We start from the raw sequence: 20140 nt of genomic DNA, 5'->3' as shown, positions 1-20140 counted from the left end.
GGCGCAGGCCCGGCCTACGGCGCAGGCCCGGCCTACGGCGCGGCTCCGGTCCAGGGCGCTTCGTCGGCCGAGGCGACCGAGCAGCTCCCGGCCACCGCCTCCCCGTTCGATCACGCCGTCCACGGGCCCGCCGCTGCCGGCTCCGGCGCCCCCGCGCCGGTCGCCACCGGGGCCGCCGGGACGGCCGCGCCCCGCCTCGGGCCGGGCTGGGGCGGGACCAGCGCCCTCGTGCTCGCCGGGATGCTGCTCTCCAGCGGGCTCACCCTCGGCGGCGTCGTCGCCTACGACCAGCTGCAGGGGGACGAGCCGGTCGCCGCGGCGCAGGGCTCGCAGACCTCCGAAGCGCGACCTGCCGCGACGACCACCGCGGAGGACCCGGACTGGCCCGCGATCTCCGAGCAGGTCTCCCCGAGCGCCGTCTCGATCCTCTCCTCCACCGTCTCCGGCACCAGCCAGGGGACCGGCGTGGTCCTCGACGAGGACGGCACGATCCTCACCAACGACCACGTCGCCGGCGACGCCGAGTCCCTGCAGGTCACCACCAGCGACGGACGCAGCTTCGCCGCGAGCGTCGTGGGCACCGACCCCTCGACCGACCTCGCCGTGATCCGCCTGGAGGACCCGCCCGAGGACCTGCAGCCCGCGACCTTCGCGGACTCCTCCACCGTGGCCGTGGGCCAGCCCGTGATGGCGCTGGGCACCCCCCTCGGCCTCGAGAACACGGTCACCACCGGCATCGTCTCGGCGCTGGACCGGCCGGTCAGCGCCACCGGCGAGGAGACCGACGGCTCCGACACCACGTTCACCTCCGCGATCCAGACCGACGCCGCGATCAACCCCGGCAACTCCGGCGGACCGCTCGTGGACGCCGCCGGGCAGGTGATCGGCATCAACACCGCGATCGCCTCGATCCCCAACGAGTCCGGGCAGGCCGGCAGCATCGGGCTCGGCTTCGCGATCCCCGCGAACACGGCGATGCTGGTCGCCGAGCAGCTCCAGGACGGCGGCACCGTCCAGCACGCCTTCGTCGGCGTGACCACCACCGACGGCACGGCCGACGACGGCAGCGCCGGCTACCGCGGCGCGGAGGTCGTCGCCGTGGAGCCGGGCAGCCCCGCGGCGGAGGCGGGACTGGCAGAGGGGGACCTCATCACCGGGATCGACGACACCCCCGTCGGCGGGGCGGGCGCCCTGACCGGCATCGTGCGCGGCCTCGAGGTCGGCTCCACCCACACGCTCGAGCTGGTGCGCGACGGGAAGGTGCAGACGCTCGAGATCACCCTCGCGGCCCGGGAGGGCTGAGCAGGGGAGACCTCGTGCCCGTCCGGCCGTCGCTCGGGCGGCGACGTGGCGGGCGGCGCAGTACGACGCAGGGCCTCGTCCCGTGCCCTCGGGCGCCGCGCCCCGGACCTCAGGCCTCGGCGTCGCCGCGCAGGGACCGCAGCATCGGACGGCACTTCGCGAGCGCCTCGGCATGCTCGGAGACCGGGTCGGAGGCCGCGACCAGCCCGCCCCCGGCCTGCAGCACCGCGGAGCGCTCCCCGGTCAGGTGCGCCATCCGCAGCGCGATCGCCCACTGGCCGTCGCCGCTCGCGTCCATCCAGCCCACCGGGGCGGCGTAGCCGCCGCGGTCGTGCGGCTCGAGGCGGGCGATGATCTCGTCGGCCCGCTCGCGCGGGGTGCCGGAGACCGCCGCCGAGGGGTGCAGGCGCGCGGCGACGTCCAGGCTCGTCACCCCCTCGTGCAGGCGGGCCGAGACGTCCGAGGCGAGGTGCTCGAGCCCCGGCAGGCGCAGCACGAACGGCTCCGCGGAGACCTCGATCTCCGCGGCGAGGTCCTCGAGCCGCTCGACCACGGAGTCCACCGCGTAGGCGTGCTCGGAGCGCTCCTTGCGATCGGCGCGGAACGCCCGACGGTCCGCCTCGTCGAGCTCGCCGTCGTCGGCCGCCGGCCGGGACCCTGCCAGCACGCGCGAGAAGACCCGCCCGTCCTCCGTCTGGGCGAGCATCTCCGGGCTCGCGCCGATCACGTCCTCGAGGTGGTACACCCAGGTGCTCGGGTAGGCGCGGGCGAGCCGCGTGAGCAGCAGGGCGGGGGAGAGCGGCTCCGGGGTGCGCACCGAGGTGCGCTCGGAGAGCACGACCTTCTCGGCGGCGCCGGAGCGGATCTCGCCCACGGCCTGCTGGACCAGCGCCTGGTACTCGTCGGGCGTGTGGTCCGCCTCGAGCTCGAGCGGCGAGGCCGCGGGCACGTCGACGGGGGAGGAGGGGAACAGGTCGCGCCACGAGGCCGGCAGCTCCGGCTCCTCGTCGATCCCGACGACCGTGAGGAAGGCCTCCCCGTCGTGGACGCCGAGCAGCGCGCGCGGCACCAGCAGCGTCGAGGGGCGCTCCGAGGTGCCCGCGTAGGAGAAGGAGCCCAGCGCGATCAGGCCGCTGGTGCGCACCCGCACCTCGTCGTCGACCCGGGCGCGGGAGGCGAGCTCGCGGAAGGCGGCGCTCGCGGCCGCGAAGCGGTCCGGGCCGGTGGTGCGCACCGACCAGGCCCGGCCCACGGCCACCAGACCCTGGCCGTGCCGCAGCCAGGCGCCGGAGACCCCCGCGGGGACATGGCCCAGCAGGTCCATCGGCTCCTCGATCCGCACGGTGCGCACGAGCGGCGTCGCGGAGGCGGGTGCGGAGAGGTCGGGACGCGTGAGAGGAGCGGACATCCGTGTCATTATGCGACACCCCCGCGCCGCCGCGCCGTGACCCGCGTCCCGTCCCCGGATGCGTCCTGCGGAGGGGGCGAGGTGCGACCATGGTCCGGCGAGAGACCGCGGGCCCGGCACCGACCGGGCGCCTTCCCCCACCTCCCGAGGAGCATCGCGTGAGCACAGACGGCGACAGCATCACGACGCCCCTGGTGCGCGGGCTCCTCGCGGCGCTGTCCGTGCTCGGGATCGGCCTGGCCGTGGTGGTCGTGCCGGCGCTGGCGGCTCAGGTCGCCGGCACCGCCTCGAGCGCCACCGCGCTGGACGCCGTGCTGATCGCGCTGAACGTCCTGGTGCTCGGGCACGGCGGCGGGGTCGTGCTGAGCACCGGCGTGATCGGCGGGGCGGTGACGCTCACCCCCGTCGGCCTGCAGATCCTGCTCGTGCTCCTGGCCGCGCTGTCGCTGCGCCGGGTCGGCCACCGCCTCGAGCTCGTGCGCGGCGACGGCGTGCTGCGCGTCGGGGCGCTGCGGGATGCGGGCGTCTCCCTCGCCGCCTTCGGCGGGACCTACGCGATCGGCCTCGCCGTGCTCGCCGCGATCGGCCGCAGCGCCGATGCCGCGCCGATGGTGACCTCCGCCGTCGTCTCCGGGGCGCTGGTCGCCGTCAGCGGCGGACTGATCGGCCTGCTGTGGTCGCTGCGGCGCGAGCCCATCACCGCGGTGCCGGGCGTGCGGGTGCTCGAGCTGCTGCCCGCCCCCTACGGCGCGGTCGCCCGCTCCGCCCTGCTGGCGGTGCTGGGTCTGTTCGGCGCCGGGATGCTGCTGGTGCTGGTCCTGATGCTCACGCACGTGCCGGCCCAGTCCGCGCTCTTCGACCAGCTCGCCCCCGGGATCGTCGGCGGCCTGGTGCTCACCCTCGTCCAGCTCGCCCTACTGCCGCTGCTGGCGGTGTGGGCGCTGGTGGTGCTGCTGGGCGGCACGGTCGTGGTGGGCACCTCCACCGGGATCTCCCTCGCCGAGGTCCAGACCGGCGTGCTGCCGGCCCTCCCGATCCTCGGCGCGCTGCCCGAGCCGGGCGACCTGCCGGGAGCGACCTGGGCGCTGATGCTGGTGCCCGCGCTCGCCGTCGGCCTCGGCGCCGTCTCCCTGGTGCGGGACGTGGCCGAGCTCGAGCGGCGCGAGCAGATCACGGCCTGGATCGCCTACCCGGTCGTGGTGGTCGTCGCGGTGCTGCTGCTCGCCGGGCTCACCACCGGCGGGATCGGCGACGGCCGCCTGGTGCACCTCGGCCCCGCCATGGGCACCCTCGTGCTGCCGCTGCTCGGCGTGGTCGTGCTCGCGACCGGGCTCGTGCTCGCCGTCCTCGCCACGGACCTCGTGCCGTGGACGCGGCGCACCATCGCGTCCCTGCGCGAGCGCGTGGACGCCGCCGAGTCCGAGGAGCGCGGCGAGGACGCCGGCCGGCGGGGGAGCACTGGCACGCGGGGGAGCTTCGGCTGGCGTTGGAGGACCGAGGGGACGGACTCCGACGGGACGGACGCCGACGGGCAGGACGCCGACGGCGCGACGGACGACGATGCGGACACGGCCGACGACGCCCGGGACGAGGACGCCCGGAGCGCGGACGCCAAGGACGATGCCGCTGCCGACGATGCCGACGAGGGCCCGACCGAGCCGCCCGCGGACGAGGATCCGCTCAGCCCCCGAGCAGGCCGCTGAGCCAGTCGACCATCGACCCCTGCGCCTCGGAGTCGCAGGTGGTGCGCGACTGCTCCGTGATCGCCGAGGAGCGGCACTCCTCGAGCTCGGCGAGCGGGCCGTAGAACAGGGTGCTCAGCAGCGCCCCGGAGATGATCATCAGCGTCGCCGGGACGCCGAGCAGACCCCCGATCACCACCATCGACCAGCGCCGGTCCTTCACCGACTGGACGATCACCGGTACCAGCAGCACGAGCGCGACCAGCCCGGTCACCCCCGCCAGCAGCGAGAGCGGCAGCGGCAGCATCATCAGCAGCCACGAGGCGAGCAGCGCGATCGCGAGCGCGCCCACCCGGCGGCGATGGCGCCTCTCCGGAGCGACGTCGGAGCGCGGGGACGAGTCGGAATCGCTGTTCACCCCACCCATTGTGCCGTGCCCGCGGCTGACGTCGTCGACCGGCCGGCGGGGCGGCGTCCCGCCCCGCCGCCGCGGCGGGCCCCTGGCCCCACCGCCGCCGCGGGCCCCCACCCCCGGCCCCGCCGCCTCGGCGGGCCCCCGGCTGCGCCGCGCACTACCCTGGGACGGTGACCCGCACCCCTGTCGTCGTCCTGATCTCCGGCACTGGCTCGAACCTCGCCGCCCTCCTCGCCGCCGCGGCGGAGGAGCAGTGCCCCTACGAGGTGGTCGCCGTCCTCGCCGACCGCGAGGCCTCCGGCCTCGAGCACGCCCGCGCCGCCGGCATCCCCACCGAGGTGGTGGCCCTGCGCGACCACCCCGACCGCGCCGCCTGGGACCGCGCCCTCACCGCCGCCGTCGCCGCCCACGATCCGCAGCTCGTGGTGCTCGCCGGATTCATGAAGCTCGTCGGCCCCCCGCTGCTCGAGTCCTTCGGCGGCCGGATCATCAACACCCACCCCGCTCTGCTGCCCGCCTTCCCCGGCGCCCACGGCGTGCGCGACGCCCTCGCCCACGGCGTGAAGGTCACCGGCTGCAGCGTGATCGAGGTCGACGCGGGCGTGGACACCGGGCGGATCCTCGCCCAGCGCGCCGTGGACGTGCTCGAGGAGGACACCGAGGAGGCCCTCCACGAACGGATCAAGGCCGTCGAGCAGCCGCTGCTGGTCGAGGTCGTGCGCGGACTCGCCGGCGCCCGCTGAGTCCCGCGGCCCGTCCCGCCGTCCATCGGGGCCGGTGGCGCCGCCCCGTCGCGGCCCCCGGGACCCGCGACGGGGTCTCAGCGCCGCTCGCCGGGGTCGGAGACGTCCGCGCCGCCCGCTAGGCTGGGCCCCACACGACTGGCGCAGGTGGGGGACCACCGGGGAGTGTTGTGACGTCGGGGGCATCGACCGCCTGGGTGCCCTCCGCAAGCAGATCCGAACAGGAGCACGCCACGTGAGCACCGCAGAACGCCGCCCGATCCGCCGAGCCCTCCTCTCCGTCTTCGACAAGACCGGCATCGTCGACCTCGCCCGCACCCTCGCCGAGCAGGGCGCGGAGATCGTCTCGACCGGCTCCACCGCCTCCACGATCCGCGACGCCGGCATCGCCGTGACCGAGGTGGAGTCCGTCACCGGCTTCCCCGAGATGCTCGACGGCCGCGTCAAGACCCTCCACCCGCGCGTGCACGGCGGGATCCTCGCCGACCAGCGACTGGAGTCCCACCGCGACCAGCTCGCCGAGCACGACATCGCCCCCTTCGACCTCGTGGTCGTGAACCTCTACCCCTTCGCCGAGACCGTCGCCGCCGGCGGCAGCTTCGCGGAGATCATCGAGAAGATCGACGTGGGCGGCCCGACCATGGTGCGCGGCGCCGCGAAGAACTTCGCCTCCGTCGCCGTGGTGGTGGACCCCGAGGGCTACCCGATCGCGGCCGAGGCCGCGGCGGAGGGCGGCTTCACCCTCGCCGAGCGCCAGGAGCTCGCCACCATCGCCTTCACCCGCACCGCCGAGTACGACGAGGCGATCAGCGACTGGATGCTCGGCCAGCTCGCCGAGGACGACGCGGACGCCGAGGCCGAGGTCGAGGCCGACGAGGAGGAGATCCCCTCGATCCTCGACCTCTCCGACGCCGACGCGGCCGAGCTCGGCATCACCGCGACCCTCCGCTACGGCGAGAACCCCCACCAGAGGGCCCGGCTCGCCGTCACCGACGAGACCGTCCCGGGCATCGCGGGCGCCGAGCAGCTCGGCGGCAAGGCCATGAGCTACAACAACTACGTCGACGCCGACGCCGCGGTGCGCGCCGCCCACGACCACGCCCGCCCCGCCGTCGCCGTGGTCAAGCACAACAACCCCTGCGGCGTCGCCGTGGTCGACGAGGGCCAGGACATCGCCCTCGCCCACGCTCGCGCCCACGGCACCGACCCCGTCTCCGCGTACGGAGGCGTGATCGCGGCGAACCGCACGGTCACCCTCGCCATGGCCCAGCAGGTCAAGCCGATCTTCACCGAGGTGATCCTCGCCCCCGGCTATGAGGACGAGGCCCTCGAGCTGCTGCGCACCAAGAAGAACCTCCGCATCCTGAAGCTCGAGGGGGAGTACTCCCGCGGCGTCGAGATGCGCGAGATCTGGGGCGGCATGCTGATCCAGGACGCGGACCGCATCGACGCAGGCGGCGACGCCCCCGCCGGCTGGACGCTCGCCGCGGGCGAGGCGGCCGACGAGGCGACCCTCGCCGACCTCGAGTTCGCCTGGCGCTCGGTGCGCGCCGTGAAGTCCAACGCGATCCTGCTGGCCGCGGATGGCGCCGCCGTCGGCATCGGGATGGGCCAGGTCAACCGCCTGGACTCCTGCCGCCTGGCCGTCTCCCGCGCCAACACCCTCGGCGAGCACGCCGAGGGAGAGGCCGCGCCGGAGCGGGCCCGCGGCGCGGTCGCCGCGTCGGACGCCTTCTTCCCCTTCGCCGACGGGGTGCAGATCCTGCTGGACGCCGGGGTGCGGGCGATCGTCCAGCCCGGCGGCTCGATCCGCGACGACGAGGTGATCGAGGCGTGCCGTGCCGCGGGCGTCACGCTCTACCTCACCGGCACCCGCCACTTCGCCCACTGACCGTCCGGCACCGCCCGTCCGCGCCGCCCGGCCCGGACGGGCGGCGCCGCCCCGCCCTGCCCGCGTCGGCCTGCGCCGATCCCGGGCAGGGATCCCCGATGGCGGAGGACCTCTGTTCACCTCCGGTCCATCCGTGACCTCTAAGCTTGGGCGCATCCACCAGCGAGCGCCGAAGGAGTGACCGTGAAGATCCCCGACAACCAGAGCCTGCGCGAGTACATCGAGCACCTGCGCGAGGAGGGGTACTCGGTCCAGGACGGCCACACCCCGGACCCGGACCTGATCGACCCTCAGGGGAACCCGGTCTACACCTGGCAGGAGGGGTACCCGTACGAGACCCGGATGGACCGGGAGGAGTACGAGCTGCAGAAGTACCAGCTCCAGGTCGAGCTGCTGAAGTTCCAGTACTGGCTCGAGGACAACGACCAGAAGGCCGTCATCATCTTCGAGGGGCGCGACGCGGCCGGCAAGGGCGGCACGATCAAGCGCTTCACCGAGCACCTCAACCCCCGCACCGCCCGCGTCGTCGCGCTGAACAAGCCCAGCGACCGCGAGCGCGGCCAGTGGTACTTCCAGCGCTACGTCCAGCACCTGCCCACCGAGGGCGAGATGGTGCTCTTCGACCGCTCCTGGTACAACCGCGCCGGCGTCGAGCGGGTGATGGGCTTCGCGACCCCCGAGCAGTACGAGACCTTCATGAACCAGGTCCCCTACTTCGAGCGGATGCTGGTGGACTCCGGCATTCACCTCACCAAGTTCTGGTTCTCCGTCTCGCAGAAGGAGCAGCGCACCCGCTTCGCGATCCGGCAGCTGGACCCGGTGCGGCGCTGGAAGCTCTCCCCGATGGACCTCGAGTCGCTGGACCGCTGGGAGGCGTACACCGAGGCCAAGGAGGAGATGTTCCGCCGCACGGACAAGAAGTACGCGCCGTGGACGATCATCCGCTCCAATGACAAGAAGCGCGCCCGCCTGAACGCGATGCGCTACTTCCTCTCCCAGTTCGAGTACGAGGACAAGGACCACGAGATCGTGGGGAGCCCGGACCCGAAGCTGGTCATGCGCGGCAAGATGGAGGAGGCCGACGAGTGAGCCGCTGACGGCGCCGCTCGCGCGACGGGCCGGTCACCCCTGGGGGTGACCGGCCCGTCGGCCGTCCGATGCGGCTCAGAAGTCCAGGCGCTCCGTGGGCGGCAGCGCCATCTCGCCCGAGTCGGGCTGCTCCGGCGCGGCGACCGGCTCCGGCTCCTCGTCCAGCGCCGGGATGGTGCCGGTGGCCGTCGCTCGGCGCGGCGAGGTCATCGAGGCGGGGGAGAGCAGCCCGGCCAGACGGGCCTCGTCCAGCAGGCCGCGCTCGAGCACCAGGTCCCGGACCGGACGGCCCGTCGCCAGCGCCTCCTCCGCGACCTCCGTCGCGGCCGCGTACCCGATCACCGGCACCAGCGCCGTGACCACCCCGATCGAGCGGTGCAGATAGTCCGCCAGCACCTCCTCGTTCAGGGTGATCCCGGCGACGCAGCGGTCGGCGAGAGTGTTCATCGCGCGGGTCATGATCTGCGTGGACTCGAGGATGTTGAAGGCGATCACCGGCTCGAACACGTTCAGCTGCAGCTGACCGCCCTCGGCCGCGAAGGTCACCGAGAGATCGTTGCCGATCACCTCGTAGGCGACCTGGTTGACGACCTCCGGGATCACGGGGTTCACCTTGCCGGGCATGATCGAGCTGCCCGGCTGCACGGCCGGCAGGTTGATCTCGTGCAGGCCGGCCCGCGGCCCGGAGCTCAGCAGGCGCAGGTCGTTGCAGATCTTCGAGATCTTCACCGCGATGCGCTTGAGGATCCCGGAGAAGGTCACGAAGGCGCCGGTGTCGCTGGTGGCCTCGACCAGGTCGGCGGAGACCACGAAGGGCACCCCGGTCAGCTCCGCGAGCTCGGCCGTGGCCATCGCCGCATAGCGCGGATCGGACGTGATGCCGGTGCCGATCGCCGTCGCGCCGAGGTTGATCTCCTGGAACAGCGTCGCGGTGCGGGTGAGGCGCTGGACGTCCTCCTCGATCGTGGTGGCCCAGGCGTGGAACTCCTGGCCCACCGTCATCGGGACCGCGTCCTGCAGCTGGGTGCGCCCCATCTTCAGGACCGAGGAGAACTCCTCGCCCTTCGCGCGCAGGGTGGAGATCAGGTGGTCCATCGCCTCGGCCAGCGCCGGGAAGGACAGCATGATCGTCAGCCGGATCGCGGTGGGGTAGACGTCGTTGGTGGACTGGCCGAGGTTGACGTGGTTGTTGGGGTGCAGCCGGTCGTACTGCCCCTTCTCGTGCCCGAGGATCTCCAGCGCGCGGTTGGCGATCACCTCGTTGGCGTTCATGTTCGTGCTCGTGCCGGCCCCGCCCTGGATCATGTCCACGATGAAGTGCTCGTGGAGGGCGCCGCCGATGATCTCCTCGCAGGCGCGGTCGATCGCCGCGAAGCGCTCGTCGTCGAGCGCCCCCAGGCGATGGTTGGCGCGGGCGGCGGCACGCTTGACCTGGGTGAGGGCCTCGATCATCCGGGGGAAGTGCTGCAGCTGCACCCCCGTGATGTGGAAGTTCTCGTTCGCCCGCAGGGTCTGGACGCCGTAGTAGGCATCGGCGGGGACGTCGCGGTCTCCGAGCAGATCGTGCTCACGGCGGGTGCCGGTCGACGTCGCACCGGGGCTGGTCATCGTGGGATCCTCCAGATGTCGCTGTGGCCGACGGCTCTGCCGGCCCCTGCCAGGGTAGCGGGGCGTGGCCCGTACGATGGCCGGGTGCGCGCGCCCCGATCCCCCCACACGCTCCGCGCCGCCTTGCGGCGGCAGGCGGTGCTCACTCTCGCCCTGCCCGCGCTCGCGCTGATCGTCCTGGTCGGGGCGACGCTGTCGGCGCCGCTGGCCGGCGTGCTCCTGGCGGCCCTGCTGCTGGTCCTCGCGCTGATGCGGGCCCTGCTGCCGGTGCGGGCGGTCGGCGCGCTCGCCGTCCGCTCCCGCGGCCTCGACGTCGCGGTGCTGCTCGCCCTCGCGCTCGGCATCGCGGTGCTGAGCACCTCGCCGAACCTCTGACCCGAAGCGCTCCGGGAGGGCCCGTCGGGGTGTGAGCTTCGTCGGCCCGCCGGCGGGAGCGGGGCCCGCCCGCGGTGTGGGACGATCTGTGCGTGCCCACCGACTCCGCCCGGCTCCATGCCGTGTTCGACCTCGCGATGAGGATCGGGGAGGGCCTGCTCACCAACGGTGCCGCCGCCTCGGAGGTCACCGCGACGGTGCTGCGGGTGACCAGCTCGTCCGGCCTGCGCAACGTCTCCGTGCAGGTCACCTTCAACGAGGTCACGATCTCCTATCTCGCCGACGAGTCCGCGACCCCGTTCACGAGGGTCCGCTCGGCAGGGGAGCAGACCCAGGACTTCGCGCGCCTGGCCGCCTTCGAGGACATCTCCCACCAGTACCTCTCCGGGGAGCTGCCGCTGGACGAGGCCCGGCACCGGGCCGCCGCGGTCCCGCAGCGCCAGCCGCTGTACCGGCTGGTGCTCGTGGTCGCGGGCTTCGCGGTGATGGGCGGCGCGGCCGCGCTCAGCTTCGGCGCCGGCAGCCTCGTCGTGGTCGCCGCGACCCTCGCCGCCGGGCTGCTGATCGCGGCGGCGGAGCTGCTGGCCCGGTGGAGCATCCCGCCGTTCTACAGCCAGGCGCTCGGCGGGCTCGTCGCCGTCGCCGCGGCGATCGGGGTCAGCGCGATCGACCCCACCGAGAACTCCTCGATCGTCGTGGTCTCGTGCCTGATCGTGCAGCTCGCGGGGCTCTCCTCGATCAGCGCCGTGCAGGACGCGGTGACGGGCTGGTACATCACCGCCGCGGGACGCATGCTCGAGACGCTCATGCTCACCGTCGGCATCGTGGTGGGCGTGCGCGCCGGGCTGCTCGCGGCCGACGCGATCGGCGCGGACATCTCCGTGACCGCGTCGATGCCGCTGTCGATCACGACGGCGCTGGTGGTGCTGATCTCGGGGCTCGGCATGGGGCTCGGCTACGGTGTCGGCACCCAGACCCCGCCCCGGCTGCTGCTGATGGCCGCGCTGGTCGCCGCCGGCTCGGGCCTCGTCTCGCACCTGATCACCGGGACGCTGAACGACCGCACCGTCGCCGTCGGCGTCGCCGCCTTCCTCACCGGCCTGGTCGCGACCGCGCTCGCCGACCGGGTGCGTGCCCCCTCCCTCGCCTTCGTCATGGCCGGGGTGATCCCGCTGGTGCCCGGCAGCCGGATCTACCGCGGCCTGCTCGGGCTGCAGGACGACCTCTCGGTGGGCATCTCCGAGCTGCTCGAGGCGGCGCAGGTCGCGATCGCGATCGCCGCGGGCGTCGTGCTCGGCCAGCTCATCTCCTCGCGGATCATGCCCTACTTCCGCCGCAGCGGCATCGCCTACACCCCGGCGATCTCGTCGCCCTTCACCACCATGCGCCGTCGCCGTCTCTCGCTTGGCACGCGGTCGATGCGGCGTCGTCGCGGCACTCCGGTGATCGAGCCGTCTACGATGACCGGAGAGATGACGGCGCTGTCACCGGCTCTGTTCGAGGACGCGGACCTGCTCGACGACCTCGAGCCCCCCGCGGATCTCGTGGACCGCGACCGCGGGGAGCGCCGCGACGAGGACGAGGAGGTCCCATGACCGAGAACGCACTGCTGGCCGTCGCCGGCTACTCCACCAGCGGCACCGGCCGCGGCCGCGGCATCGAGCTGCTGGCCCTGCGGTCCGACGGGCAGGGCCTCGCCGTCGAGCGTCGTGCCGCCGTCGACCTGCCCGACCCCTCCTTCGTGCTGTGGAGCGAGGACGGCACCCTGCTGCACGCGGTGCTCGAGACCGAGCCGACGCGGGTGGTCACCGTGCGCGTGGGCGAGGACGGGGCGCGGGCGGAGGTCGTCGCGGACCTCGCGCTGGACGGGGCGGGCGGCTGCCACCTCGCCCACGGCAGCGACGGCCGCTCCCTCGTGATCGCCCAGTACGGCTCCGGCTCCGTGGCGACGGTGGGCCTGGACGAGGAGGGCCTGCCCACCGCGCAGATCGACGTCGACGACCACCACGAGCTGACCGACGGCATCGCGGAGACGGCGCCGCACCCGCACCAGGTCGTGGCGCTGCCCGGCACCGAGGCCCTCGCCGTCCCCGACCTCGGCCTGGACCGCGTGCTGCTGTACCGCCAGGGCGCCGGCGGCATGATCGACATCGCCGGCGAGATCTCGCTGAGCCGGGGGAACGGGCCGCGCCACCTCGTGGCCGACCACGAGTCCGAGCAGATCCACATCGCCTGCGAGCGCTCCGGCATGGTCGCCACCGCCGTGCGCGCCCACGAGACCTCGCCCCGCTCCGTCCCCGCCGTCATGCCGCAGGCGCCGCGCCGCTGGGCCGTGCGCTCGATGATGCCGGCCAGCGGCAGTGAGTCCGCCGCCGCGCTCTCCCACATCGAGCTCGTCGCCGACGAGTCCGCGCTTCTGGTCGCCAACCGCGGCCCCGACACCCTCTCCCTGCTCTCCCTCGACGCGATGCGGCCGCAGCGCGTGGCCGAGGTCGAGGTGGGCGCGCACCCGCGTCACTTCACCCAGTGGGGCGACCTGGTGCTGGTCGCCGCGCAGGAGGGCGACCGGATCGACGTGCTGCGCCGTCGCGGCGAGGAGCTCTCGCGGGTCGGGGAGCCGATCCCCGCCCCGTCGGTCGCGTGCCTCGCGGTGCGTCCGGTGGCCTGAGGACCGCGTCCCGGGAGCGGTCTCCCCGGACGCGGGTGAGCGGCTCCGCAGCGGACCTGTTGCCGACGGTGGCCGCGAGACGGATAGACTCACCGGCGCCCTACCGGTCGGCCGGTGGGTTCCGTCGTGCCCTCGCCCCGTCCTGGAAGGACCCTTCCCGATGACCGCTGCCGCTGACTCCCGCACCGCTCCCGCTCGGCAGGGAGCGGTGCTCTCGGCCGCACCGGAGCGCTCCGCGGCCGCCGATCGCGCCGCCGAGAGGTTCGAGCGGTCCTTCGGCTACGCGCCCGACGGGGTCTGGTCCGCGCCGGGCCGCGTCAACATCATCGGCGAGCACGTCGACTACCAGGACGGCCTCTGCCTGCCGATGGCGATCTCGCACCGCTGCTTCGCCGCCGCCGCCCGCACCCCCACCTCGCGGGTGCGTCTGCGCTCCGCCCAGGACGACCTCGAGCTCGACCTCGACGCGGCCGAGCTCGAGCCCGGCGCGGTCGAGGGCTGGCCCGCCTATGTCGCCGGCGTGCTCTGGGCGCTGCGCCCCTTCATCTCCGGCGCCGTCACCCAGGGCATGGACATCCTCATCGACGGGCAGGTCCCGCTCGGGGCGGGCCTGTCCAGCTCGGCCGCGCTCGAGTGCGCCGCCGCCGAGGCGATCGAGGCGCTGCTGACCCTGGGCACCACGCCGCTGGATCGGGTGCGCGCCGCGATCACCGCCGAGACCGACTTCGCCGGCGCCTCCACGGGCGGGCTCGACCAGTCCGCCTCGGTCCTCTCCCGTGAGGGCCACGCCCTGTTCCTGGACTGCCGGGACTTCTCCACCCGCGCGGTGCCCTGGGACCTCGCCTCACAGGGCCTCGCCCTGCTCATCACCGACACCCGCGCCGAGCACTCCCACGTCGACGGGGAGTACACGGCGCGCCGTGCGGACAGCGAGCGCGCCGCTGAGGCGCTCGGCGTGCCGACCCTGCGCGATGCGGATCAGGCCCGGCTCGAGGAGCTCCTGGCGAGCATCGACGACGAGGTCGTGCGCCGCCGCGCCCGCCACGTGATCACAGAGATCCAGCGCGTGCAGGAGTTCGATGCGCTGCTCGCCGCCGGGACGGTGCGCGCGCACGTCGCGGAGCTCGGCGCGCTGCTGAACGCCTCCCACGACTCGCTGCGCGAGGACTACGAGGTGACCGTCCCGCAGCTCGACCTCGCCGTGGACACCGCCCGCACGGCCGGCGCGCACGGTGCCCGCATGACCGGCGGCGGATTCGGCGGCTCGACCATCGCGCTGGTCGAGGCGGAGCAGGCGCAGCAGGTCGCCGAGGCGATCGCCGCCGCCTTCGAGGCCGCCGGCTTCACCGCGCCGGAGTTCTTCCTGGCCCTGCCTTCGGAGGGCGCCGGACAGGACCGCTGAGCCGCGACGCCGGAAGCACCGCCTGACGACGTCCCGCCGTCGTCGGTGCTTCCCCGCCGCCCGTGCGGCACCGTCGTCAGCGCGTCGCGTCCCCGGGCGCGGGCGCCGCGAGCCAGTCCCGCACCCCCGCGAGGAGCCGGGAGCGGACCGGCTCGGGAGCGGCCGAGAGACGGACCGAGGAGGCGGCGAGGTCGGCGAGCTCGGCGTCGTCCAGCCCGATCCGCCGCGCGGTCTCGTACTGGTCCAGCAGCCGGGAGCCGAACAGCAGCGGGTCGTCCGCGCCGAGCGCGATCTGCGCCCCGGCCTCCATCAGACGGCGCAGCGGCACGTCCTCGGCGTGCTCGAGCACGCCGAGGGAGGCGTTCGAGGCCGGGCAGAGCTCGAACCCGATCCCGGCCCCCACCACGTGCTCCAGCAGCTGCGGGTCCTCGGCGGCGCGCACCCCGTGACCCAGACGGTCCGGTCGCAGGTGCTCGACGACCTCCCGCACGTGCGAGGGCCCCAGCAGCTCCCCGCCGTGCGGCACCGACAGCAGCCCGGCCTCCCGCGCGATGCGGAAGGCGGGGGCGAAGTCCTCGGTGTCACCGCGTCGCTCGTCGTTGGAGAGCCCGAAGCCGATCACCCGACCGGCGCTGCGCGCCGCGAGCCGGGCCAGGGCGCGGGCGTCCAGCGGATGCCGGGTGCGGGAGGCGGCCACCACGATCCCGACGCTGACCCCGGTCTCCGCCTCGGAGCGCTCGGCCTGGTCCAGCACGATCTCGACCGCGGGGGTGATCCCGCCGACGAAGGGCGCATAGCTGGTCGGGTCCACCTGCAGCTCGAGCCGGCCCGAGCCCTCGGCGGCGTCGTCCTCCACCGCCTCGTGGAGCAGGCGCCGCATCGCCGAGGCCGAGTCGACGACCGCGCGGGCGGTGTCGTACTGGCGCTGGAAGCGGAACCATCCGCGCCGGTCGGGCTCGACCTGCAGGGCCACGTCGTCGGTGAGCGAGCGGGGCAGTCGCATGCCCCGCTCCGCGGCCAGCTCCCACAGCGTCGTCGGACGCATCGAGCCCGTGAAGTGCAGGTGCAGATGCGCCTTGGGCAGGGTCCGCAGGTCGCGGCCCGATCCGGCGGGGGAGGGGCTCATCCCGCCAGGAGCGCGGCCACCCGGTCGATGCCCTCGACGATGTCCTCGTCCCCGAGGGCGTAGGAGAAGCGCAGGTGGCCGGGGGCGCCGAAGGCCTCGCCCGGCACGGCGGCGACCTCCGCCTCCTCGAGGATCACGGTCGCGAGCTCGGTCGAGCTGGTCACCTTCCGGCCGCGGATCTCCCGGCCCAGCAGCGCCGACACGTCGGGGAAGACGTAGAACGCGCCGGTGGGCGTCGGCACGGTGAAGCCGTCGATCGCGGAGAGCTTCTCGACGATCAGCTGCCGACGCCGGTCGAAGGCGAGGCGCATCTCCTCGACGGGCTCCGTCGGCCCCGTCAGCGCCGCGAGCGCCGCCCGCTGGGCGATGTTGTTGACGTGGGAGGTGAGATGGGACTGCAGGTTCGAGGCCGCCTTGATGACGTCGAGGGGCCCCACCATCCAGCCCACCCGCCAGCCGGTCATCGCGAAGGACTTCGCCACGCCGCCGAGCAGGATCGTGGTGTCGGCGAGCTCGGGGACGGCCTTCAGCACCGAGGTGAAGGGCATGTCGCCGTAGGTGAGGGACTGGTAGATCTCGTCGGTGATCACCCACAGCCCGTGCTCGAGCGCCCAGCGGCCGATCTCCTCGACCTGCTCGGGGGAGAGCACCGCGCCGGTCGGGTTCGAGGGGGAGCACAGCACCAGGGCGCGGGTGCGGTCGGTGAGGGCGGCTTCGAGCTGCGCGACGGTGGGGACGTAGCCCTGGTCGGCGCCGGCGAGGACGGGGACCTCGGCCGCGCCCGACTGGCGGATCGCCTCGGGGTAGGTGGTCCAGTACGGGGCGGGCAGCAGCACCTCATCGCCCGGGTCCAGCACGGTCGCGAAGGCCTGGAACACGGCCTGCTTGCCTCCGTTGGTCACCAGCACCTGGGCCGGGTCGATCTCGAGCGCCGTCGTGGCCGAGACCGATGCGGCGAGGGCCTCGCGCAGCTCGGGCAGCCCCGCGGTCGCGGAGTAACGGTGGTTGCGCGGATCGCGCGCGGCCTCCACGGCGGCGTCGACGATGTGCGCGGGGGTCGGGAAGTCGGGCTCTCCGGCGCCGAAGCCGATGACGGGCCGACCGGCGGCCTTGAGCGCCTTGGCGGTCGCGTCGACCGCGAGGGTCGCGGAGGGCTCGATCGCGCCGATGCGCTGCGAGATGCGGGAACGGGAGGCGGGAGTGCGTGCGTCGTCGGTGGTCACCCGACTATCGTGGCAGAGCCCGCCCCGCGCCGCCAGGATGGACGCCCCTCGGGAACGGGGCGCGCCGGGACTCCCTGGGGCGCCGGAATGTGACGTGATGCGGGCCGATTCGCACGAGCCCCCATCGGCTTGTATGCTGGTCGCTGGTCAGAATCGCTCAGGCCACTCGGGGCACGTCCCGGGACCGGGCGAGGCGACCGCACGGGGCTCGTCCCCGTGAAGGGCAGTGGCGCAATTGGTAGCGCAGCGGTCTCCAAAACCGCAGGTTGCAGGTTCGAGCCCTGTCTGCCCTGCCGGTCCGGCCGGGGTCACCCGGCCGGATGCGGATGACCTCGACGAGATCGGATAGCTCCCTGTGAACTCCAGCCAGAACGCCCCGTCGGCACCGCGCACCGGTGACGCCCAGGGCTCCGGGTCGAAGAACCCGTTCCTGGCCATCGGGCTGTTCATCCGTCAGGTGATCGCCGAGCTGCGCAAGGTGGTCGTCCCCAGCAGGCGCGAGCTGATCCTGTACTCGATCACGGTGCTGCTTTTCGTCGCCTTCATGATCCTGCTGATCTTCGGGCTCGACGCCGCCTTCAGCTGGATCTCGCGGATCGCCTTCACGGTCCCCGACGTGTGAGCGGGCGCCTGATCCGCACCTCGCACAGCCCTGTGACCGACCAGTCCACCGCAGCCAGGAAGGCAGGTTCCCGCCGATGAGCGAGACGACCTCTACCCCCGACGAGTCCTTCGACGACGTCGACGACACCCTCTCCTTCTCCGCCTCGGCCCCGACCGGCCAGGCCGCGGGCGAGGACGTCGCCGCCGAGGAGACCGCGGCCGAGGACGCCGAGCTCGACGCGGAGCTCCCCGACGACGACGCACCGGCCGACGACGAGAGCGCCGAGGCGCCCGTCGAGACCGACGAATCCGACGAGCCGGCTGACGCCGACGAGGCCCCGGTCGCTGAGGAGGCCGACGACGCCCCCGCGGCCGAGGAGCCCGAGGAGGACCCGGTCCAGCAGCTGCGCATGCACCTGCGCTCCGCGCTCGGCGAGTGGTACGTCATCCACTCCTACTCCGGGCACGAGAACCGCGTGAAGACCCAGCTCGCCACGCGCACCGAGACCATGGACATGGAGGAGTTCATCTTCGAGGTCCAGGTCCCGATGGAGGACGCGACCGAGGTCAAGAACGGCCAGAAGAAGATCGTCCGCCGCGTGCGCATCCCCGGCTACGTGCTGGTGCGCATGGACCTGACCACCGAGTCCTGGCGCGTCGTGCGCGACACCCCCGGCGTGACCGGCTTCGTCGGCAACGCGACCGAGCCCACCCCGCTCACCTTCGACGAGATCTTCTCGATGCTCGCGCCGTCCGTCGGCCTGCCCGAGAAGAAGCGCTCCTCCGGCTCGTCCGGCTCCTCCTCGAAGCCCGCGGCCGCGCAGAAGGTCCCCGACTTCCAGGTCGGCGAGTCCGTCACCGTCATGGACGGCCCCTTCGAGACCATGCCGGCCACGATCTCCGAGATCCACGCCGAGGCCCAGAAGCTCCAGGTGCTCGTGTCGATCTTCGGCCGCGAGACCCCGGTCGAGCTCGGCTTCGACCAGGTCGCCAAGATCTGAGCAGCCCGGTCCGCCTCGTGCGGACCCTCGGGCGCGCGGCCCCTCGCCCGCGTCCGCCCCGAATCCCCGCGGCGCGCCCGGCTCCGGCCGGACGGGCTCCCCGGTGGGGGAGTACGACCGAGATCACGCCTGATCGAGGTCGACGCCGCCGCGACGTGCAGGTAACGTCGCATCCCGGATCCGAGCCCCTCGGGGCGCGGCTCCTGCAGTGGGAGGAGCGCGTGATGAGCTCCGCCCGGACCACACCACAGTAAGGAAGAGCAATGGCTCCCAAGAAGAAGATCGCGAGCATCATCAAGCTCCAGATCCAGGCCGGCCAGGCCACCCCTGCGCCGCCCGTGGGTCCCGCGCTCGGCGCTGCCGGCGTGAACATGATGGAGTTCGTGAAGGCCTACAACGATCGCACCGCCGATCAGCGTGGCAACATCATCCCCGTCGAGATCACGGTCTACGAGGACCGCTCGTTCACCTTCATCACGAAGACCCCGCCGGCGGCGGAGCTCATCAAGAAGGCCGCCGGCCTCCAGAAGGGCTCGGCCGTCCCGCACACCGACAAGGTCGGCAAGATCACCCAGGCTCAGGTCCGCGAGATCGCGGAGACCAAGATGCCTGATCTGAACGCGAACGACATCGAGGCCGCGGCGAAGATCGTCGAGGGCACCGCTCGTTCCATGGGCATCACGGTGGAGGGCTGAGAACGATGGCATTCCGTAGCAAGGCTTACAAGAACGGCGCCGCTCTGATCGAAGAGGGCCGCGCGTACTCCCCGCTGGACGCCCTGCGCCTCGCGCAGAAGTCCAGCCCGGCGAAGTTCGACGCCTCCGTCGAGGTCGCGATGCGTCTCGGCGTCGACCCCCGCAAGGCGGACCAGATGGTGCGCGGCACCGTCAACCTGCCCAACGGCACCGGCAAGACCGCCCGCGTCATCGTCTTCGCGTCCGGCGCGCAGGCCGAGGCCGCTCTCGCGGCGGGCGCCGACGAGGTCGGCGACGACGACCTGATCGAGAAGGTCGCCGGCGGCTGGACCGACTTCGACGCGGCCGTCGCCACCCCGAACCTGATGGGCAAGGTCGGCAAGCTGGGCCGCGTGCTCGGCCCCCGCGGCCTCATGCCGAACCCCAAGACCGGCACCGTGACCATGGACGTCACCAAGGCCGTGGGCGACATCAAGGGCGGCAAGATCGAGTTCCGCACCGACCGTGCGGCGAACCTGCACTACATCGTCGGCAAGGTCTCCTTCACCGACAAGCAGCTCGTCGAGAACTACGTCGCGGCGCTGGACGAGATCCTCCGTCTCAAGCCGTCCGCGTCCAAGGGGCGCTACATCACGAAGATCACCGTGTCCACCACCATGGGCCCCGGCATCCCGGTCGACGTGAACCGTACCCGCAACCTCCTCGAGGACACCGACGAGGCCTGAGCCTCCTCGACTCCTCGAATCTCGGCGCCCCGCCCACCGCTCAGGTGGGCGGGGCGCCGTACTGTGCGGGGCGCATCGCCACTGGCAGGGAGTTGTTCGACGCCCGGTACCGCTTTGCTGGTACGTCCCGTCGAACTAATGCGCGGGGCCGCCCCGGTTGTCGGGTTGTTCGACGTCCGGTACC

General features: G+C 73.3%; 18 protein-coding genes, 1 tRNA gene and 1 riboswitch. Of the genes, 14 read left to right on the top strand and 5 right to left on the bottom strand.

Going from position 1 to position 20140, the window contains the following annotated elements; translation table 11 throughout:
- Positions 1–1302 (top strand): S1C family serine protease (locus Y09_RS07450; protein ID WP_053917159.1); only part of this gene is annotated, 1302 nt, incomplete at its 5' end.
- 109 nt (positions 1303–1411) lie between these two features.
- On the opposite strand, the gene Y09_RS07445 is transcribed toward Y09_RS07450, so the two are convergent.
- Positions 1412–2710, bottom strand: coding sequence for an isochorismate synthase MenF (locus Y09_RS07445; RefSeq protein ID WP_053917158.1), 1299 nt, complete (start codon positions 2708–2710; stop codon positions 1412–1414).
- Between the two features lie 158 nt (positions 2711–2868).
- Here Y09_RS07445 and Y09_RS07440 point away from each other — a divergent pair, with 158 nt between their 5' ends.
- Positions 2869–4413, top strand: coding sequence for a DUF6350 family protein (locus Y09_RS07440; protein WP_053917157.1), 1545 nt, complete (start codon positions 2869–2871; stop codon positions 4411–4413).
- Here Y09_RS07440 and Y09_RS07435 read toward each other — a convergent pair.
- The gene (locus tag Y09_RS07435; protein ID WP_053917156.1) at positions 4391–4819 is read right to left on the bottom strand and encodes a hypothetical protein; all 429 of its coding nucleotides are present in this window, start codon (positions 4817–4819) and stop codon (positions 4391–4393) included. The two genes, Y09_RS07440 and Y09_RS07435, sit on opposite strands and share 23 nt — an antisense overlap.
- A 158-nt stretch (positions 4820–4977) precedes the next feature.
- Here Y09_RS07435 and purN point away from each other — a divergent pair, with 158 nt between their 5' ends.
- The 3 genes from purN (at position 4978) to ppk2 (ending at position 8530) form a co-directional block, all read left to right on the top strand.
- The gene (gene purN / locus Y09_RS07430; protein WP_053917155.1) at positions 4978–5550 is read left to right on the top strand and encodes a phosphoribosylglycinamide formyltransferase; all 573 of its coding nucleotides are present in this window, start codon (positions 4978–4980) and stop codon (positions 5548–5550) included.
- 124 nt (positions 5551–5674) lie between these two features.
- Positions 5675–5756: riboswitch (ZMP/ZTP riboswitch) on the top strand.
- A gap of 29 nt (positions 5757–5785) precedes the next feature.
- On the top strand, positions 5786–7441 hold the full coding sequence (gene purH, locus Y09_RS07425; RefSeq protein ID WP_053917154.1) for a bifunctional phosphoribosylaminoimidazolecarboxamide formyltransferase/IMP cyclohydrolase: 1656 nt from the start codon (positions 5786–5788) through the stop codon (positions 7439–7441).
- 183 nt (positions 7442–7624) lie between these two features.
- Entirely contained in the window at positions 7625–8530 is a 906-nt protein-coding gene (gene ppk2, locus Y09_RS07420; protein ID WP_053917153.1) for a polyphosphate kinase 2, read from the top strand.
- A gap of 75 nt (positions 8531–8605) precedes the next feature.
- On the opposite strand, the gene aspA is transcribed toward ppk2, so the two are convergent.
- Entirely contained in the window at positions 8606–10138 is a 1533-nt protein-coding gene (gene aspA, locus Y09_RS07415) for an aspartate ammonia-lyase (protein WP_053917152.1), read from the bottom strand.
- A gap of 84 nt (positions 10139–10222) precedes the next feature.
- On the opposite strand from aspA, the gene Y09_RS07410 reads away from it, so the two are divergent.
- The 4 genes from Y09_RS07410 (at position 10223) to galK (ending at position 14583) form a co-directional block, all read left to right on the top strand.
- Positions 10223–10513, top strand: coding sequence for a DUF3017 domain-containing protein (locus Y09_RS07410; RefSeq protein WP_053917151.1), 291 nt, complete (start codon positions 10223–10225; stop codon positions 10511–10513).
- Positions 10514–10605: 92 nt separating this feature from the next.
- Positions 10606–12108 carry a threonine/serine exporter ThrE family protein gene (locus tag Y09_RS07405; protein WP_053917150.1) on the top strand — a complete coding sequence of 501 codons (1503 nt, stop codon included), beginning with the start codon at positions 10606–10608 and terminating at the stop codon, positions 12106–12108.
- Complete coding sequence (locus Y09_RS07400; RefSeq protein WP_053917149.1) at positions 12105–13181, top strand: beta-propeller fold lactonase family protein; 1077 nt, start codon at positions 12105–12107, stop codon at positions 13179–13181. The genes Y09_RS07405 and Y09_RS07400 overlap by 4 nt, the downstream gene beginning before the upstream one ends.
- Positions 13182–13341: 160 nt before the next feature.
- A complete protein-coding gene (gene galK / locus Y09_RS07395) occupies positions 13342–14583 on the top strand; it encodes a galactokinase (protein WP_053917148.1) in 1242 nt (413 codons plus the stop codon).
- 76 nt (positions 14584–14659) lie between these two features.
- Here the strand turns inward: galK and Y09_RS07390 are convergent, their stop codons facing one another.
- Positions 14660–15709: an adenosine deaminase gene (locus Y09_RS07390; protein ID WP_053917147.1), complete on the bottom strand. Its 1050-nt coding sequence runs from the start codon at positions 15707–15709 to the stop codon at positions 14660–14662.
- The gene (locus Y09_RS07385) at positions 15706–16932 is read right to left on the bottom strand and encodes a pyridoxal phosphate-dependent aminotransferase (protein ID WP_053917146.1); all 1227 of its coding nucleotides are present in this window, start codon (positions 16930–16932) and stop codon (positions 15706–15708) included. The genes Y09_RS07390 and Y09_RS07385 overlap by 4 nt, the downstream gene beginning before the upstream one ends.
- Before the next feature lie 220 nt (positions 16933–17152).
- On the opposite strand from Y09_RS07385, the gene Y09_RS07380 reads away from it, so the two are divergent.
- The 5 genes from Y09_RS07380 to rplA all read left to right on the top strand — a co-directional run bounded on the left by Y09_RS07380 (position 17153) and on the right by rplA (position 19956).
- A tRNA-Trp gene (locus tag Y09_RS07380) sits at positions 17153–17225 on the top strand.
- A gap of 62 nt (positions 17226–17287) precedes the next feature.
- The gene (gene secE / locus Y09_RS07375; RefSeq protein WP_053917145.1) at positions 17288–17554 is read left to right on the top strand and encodes a preprotein translocase subunit SecE; all 267 of its coding nucleotides are present in this window, start codon (positions 17288–17290) and stop codon (positions 17552–17554) included.
- Positions 17555–17630: 76 nt separating this feature from the next.
- Positions 17631–18536 carry a transcription termination/antitermination protein NusG gene (gene nusG, locus Y09_RS07370; RefSeq protein WP_053917144.1) on the top strand — a complete coding sequence of 302 codons (906 nt, stop codon included), beginning with the start codon at positions 17631–17633 and terminating at the stop codon, positions 18534–18536.
- 263 nt (positions 18537–18799) lie between these two features.
- Complete coding sequence (rplK, locus tag Y09_RS07365; RefSeq protein ID WP_010550349.1) at positions 18800–19231, top strand: 50S ribosomal protein L11; 432 nt, start codon at positions 18800–18802, stop codon at positions 19229–19231.
- A 5-nt stretch (positions 19232–19236) separates the two neighbouring features.
- Positions 19237–19956, top strand: a complete 720-nt coding sequence (gene rplA / locus Y09_RS07360) for a 50S ribosomal protein L1 (RefSeq protein ID WP_010550348.1) — start codon at positions 19237–19239, stop codon at positions 19954–19956.
- The last annotated feature ends 184 nt before the right edge of the window (positions 19957–20140 follow it).

Source organism: Brachybacterium sp. SW0106-09 (assembly GCF_001293905.1).
Classification (GTDB): Bacteria; Actinomycetota; Actinomycetes; order Actinomycetales; family Dermabacteraceae; genus Brachybacterium; species Brachybacterium conglomeratum.
This window is presented reverse-complemented; position numbering and strand designations above follow the sequence as displayed.

Bases quoted from the DNA above. Each gene is read 5' to 3' on its own strand.
- Y09_RS07445 (WP_053917158.1), bottom strand. From the start codon at position 2,710: ATGTCCGCTCCTCTCACGCGTCCCGACCTCTCCGCACCCGCCTCCGCG.
- Y09_RS07435 (WP_053917156.1), bottom strand. From the start codon at position 4,819: ATGGGTGGGGTGAACAGCGATTCCGACTCGTCCCCGCGCTCCGACGTC.
- galK (WP_053917148.1), top strand. From the start codon at position 13,342: ATGACCGCTGCCGCTGACTCCCGCACCGCTCCCGCTCGGCAGGGAGCG.
- aspA (WP_053917152.1), bottom strand. From the start codon at position 10,138: ATGACCAGCCCCGGTGCGACGTCGACCGGCACCCGCCGTGAGCACGAT.
- rplK (WP_010550349.1), top strand. From the start codon at position 18,800: ATGGCTCCCAAGAAGAAGATCGCGAGCATCATCAAGCTCCAGATCCAG.
- Y09_RS07400 (WP_053917149.1), top strand. From the start codon at position 12,105: ATGACCGAGAACGCACTGCTGGCCGTCGCCGGCTACTCCACCAGCGGC.
- rplA (WP_010550348.1), top strand. From the start codon at position 19,237: ATGGCATTCCGTAGCAAGGCTTACAAGAACGGCGCCGCTCTGATCGAA.
- Y09_RS07390 (WP_053917147.1), bottom strand. From the start codon at position 15,709: ATGAGCCCCTCCCCCGCCGGATCGGGCCGCGACCTGCGGACCCTGCCC.
- nusG (WP_053917144.1), top strand. From the start codon at position 17,631: ATGAGCGAGACGACCTCTACCCCCGACGAGTCCTTCGACGACGTCGAC.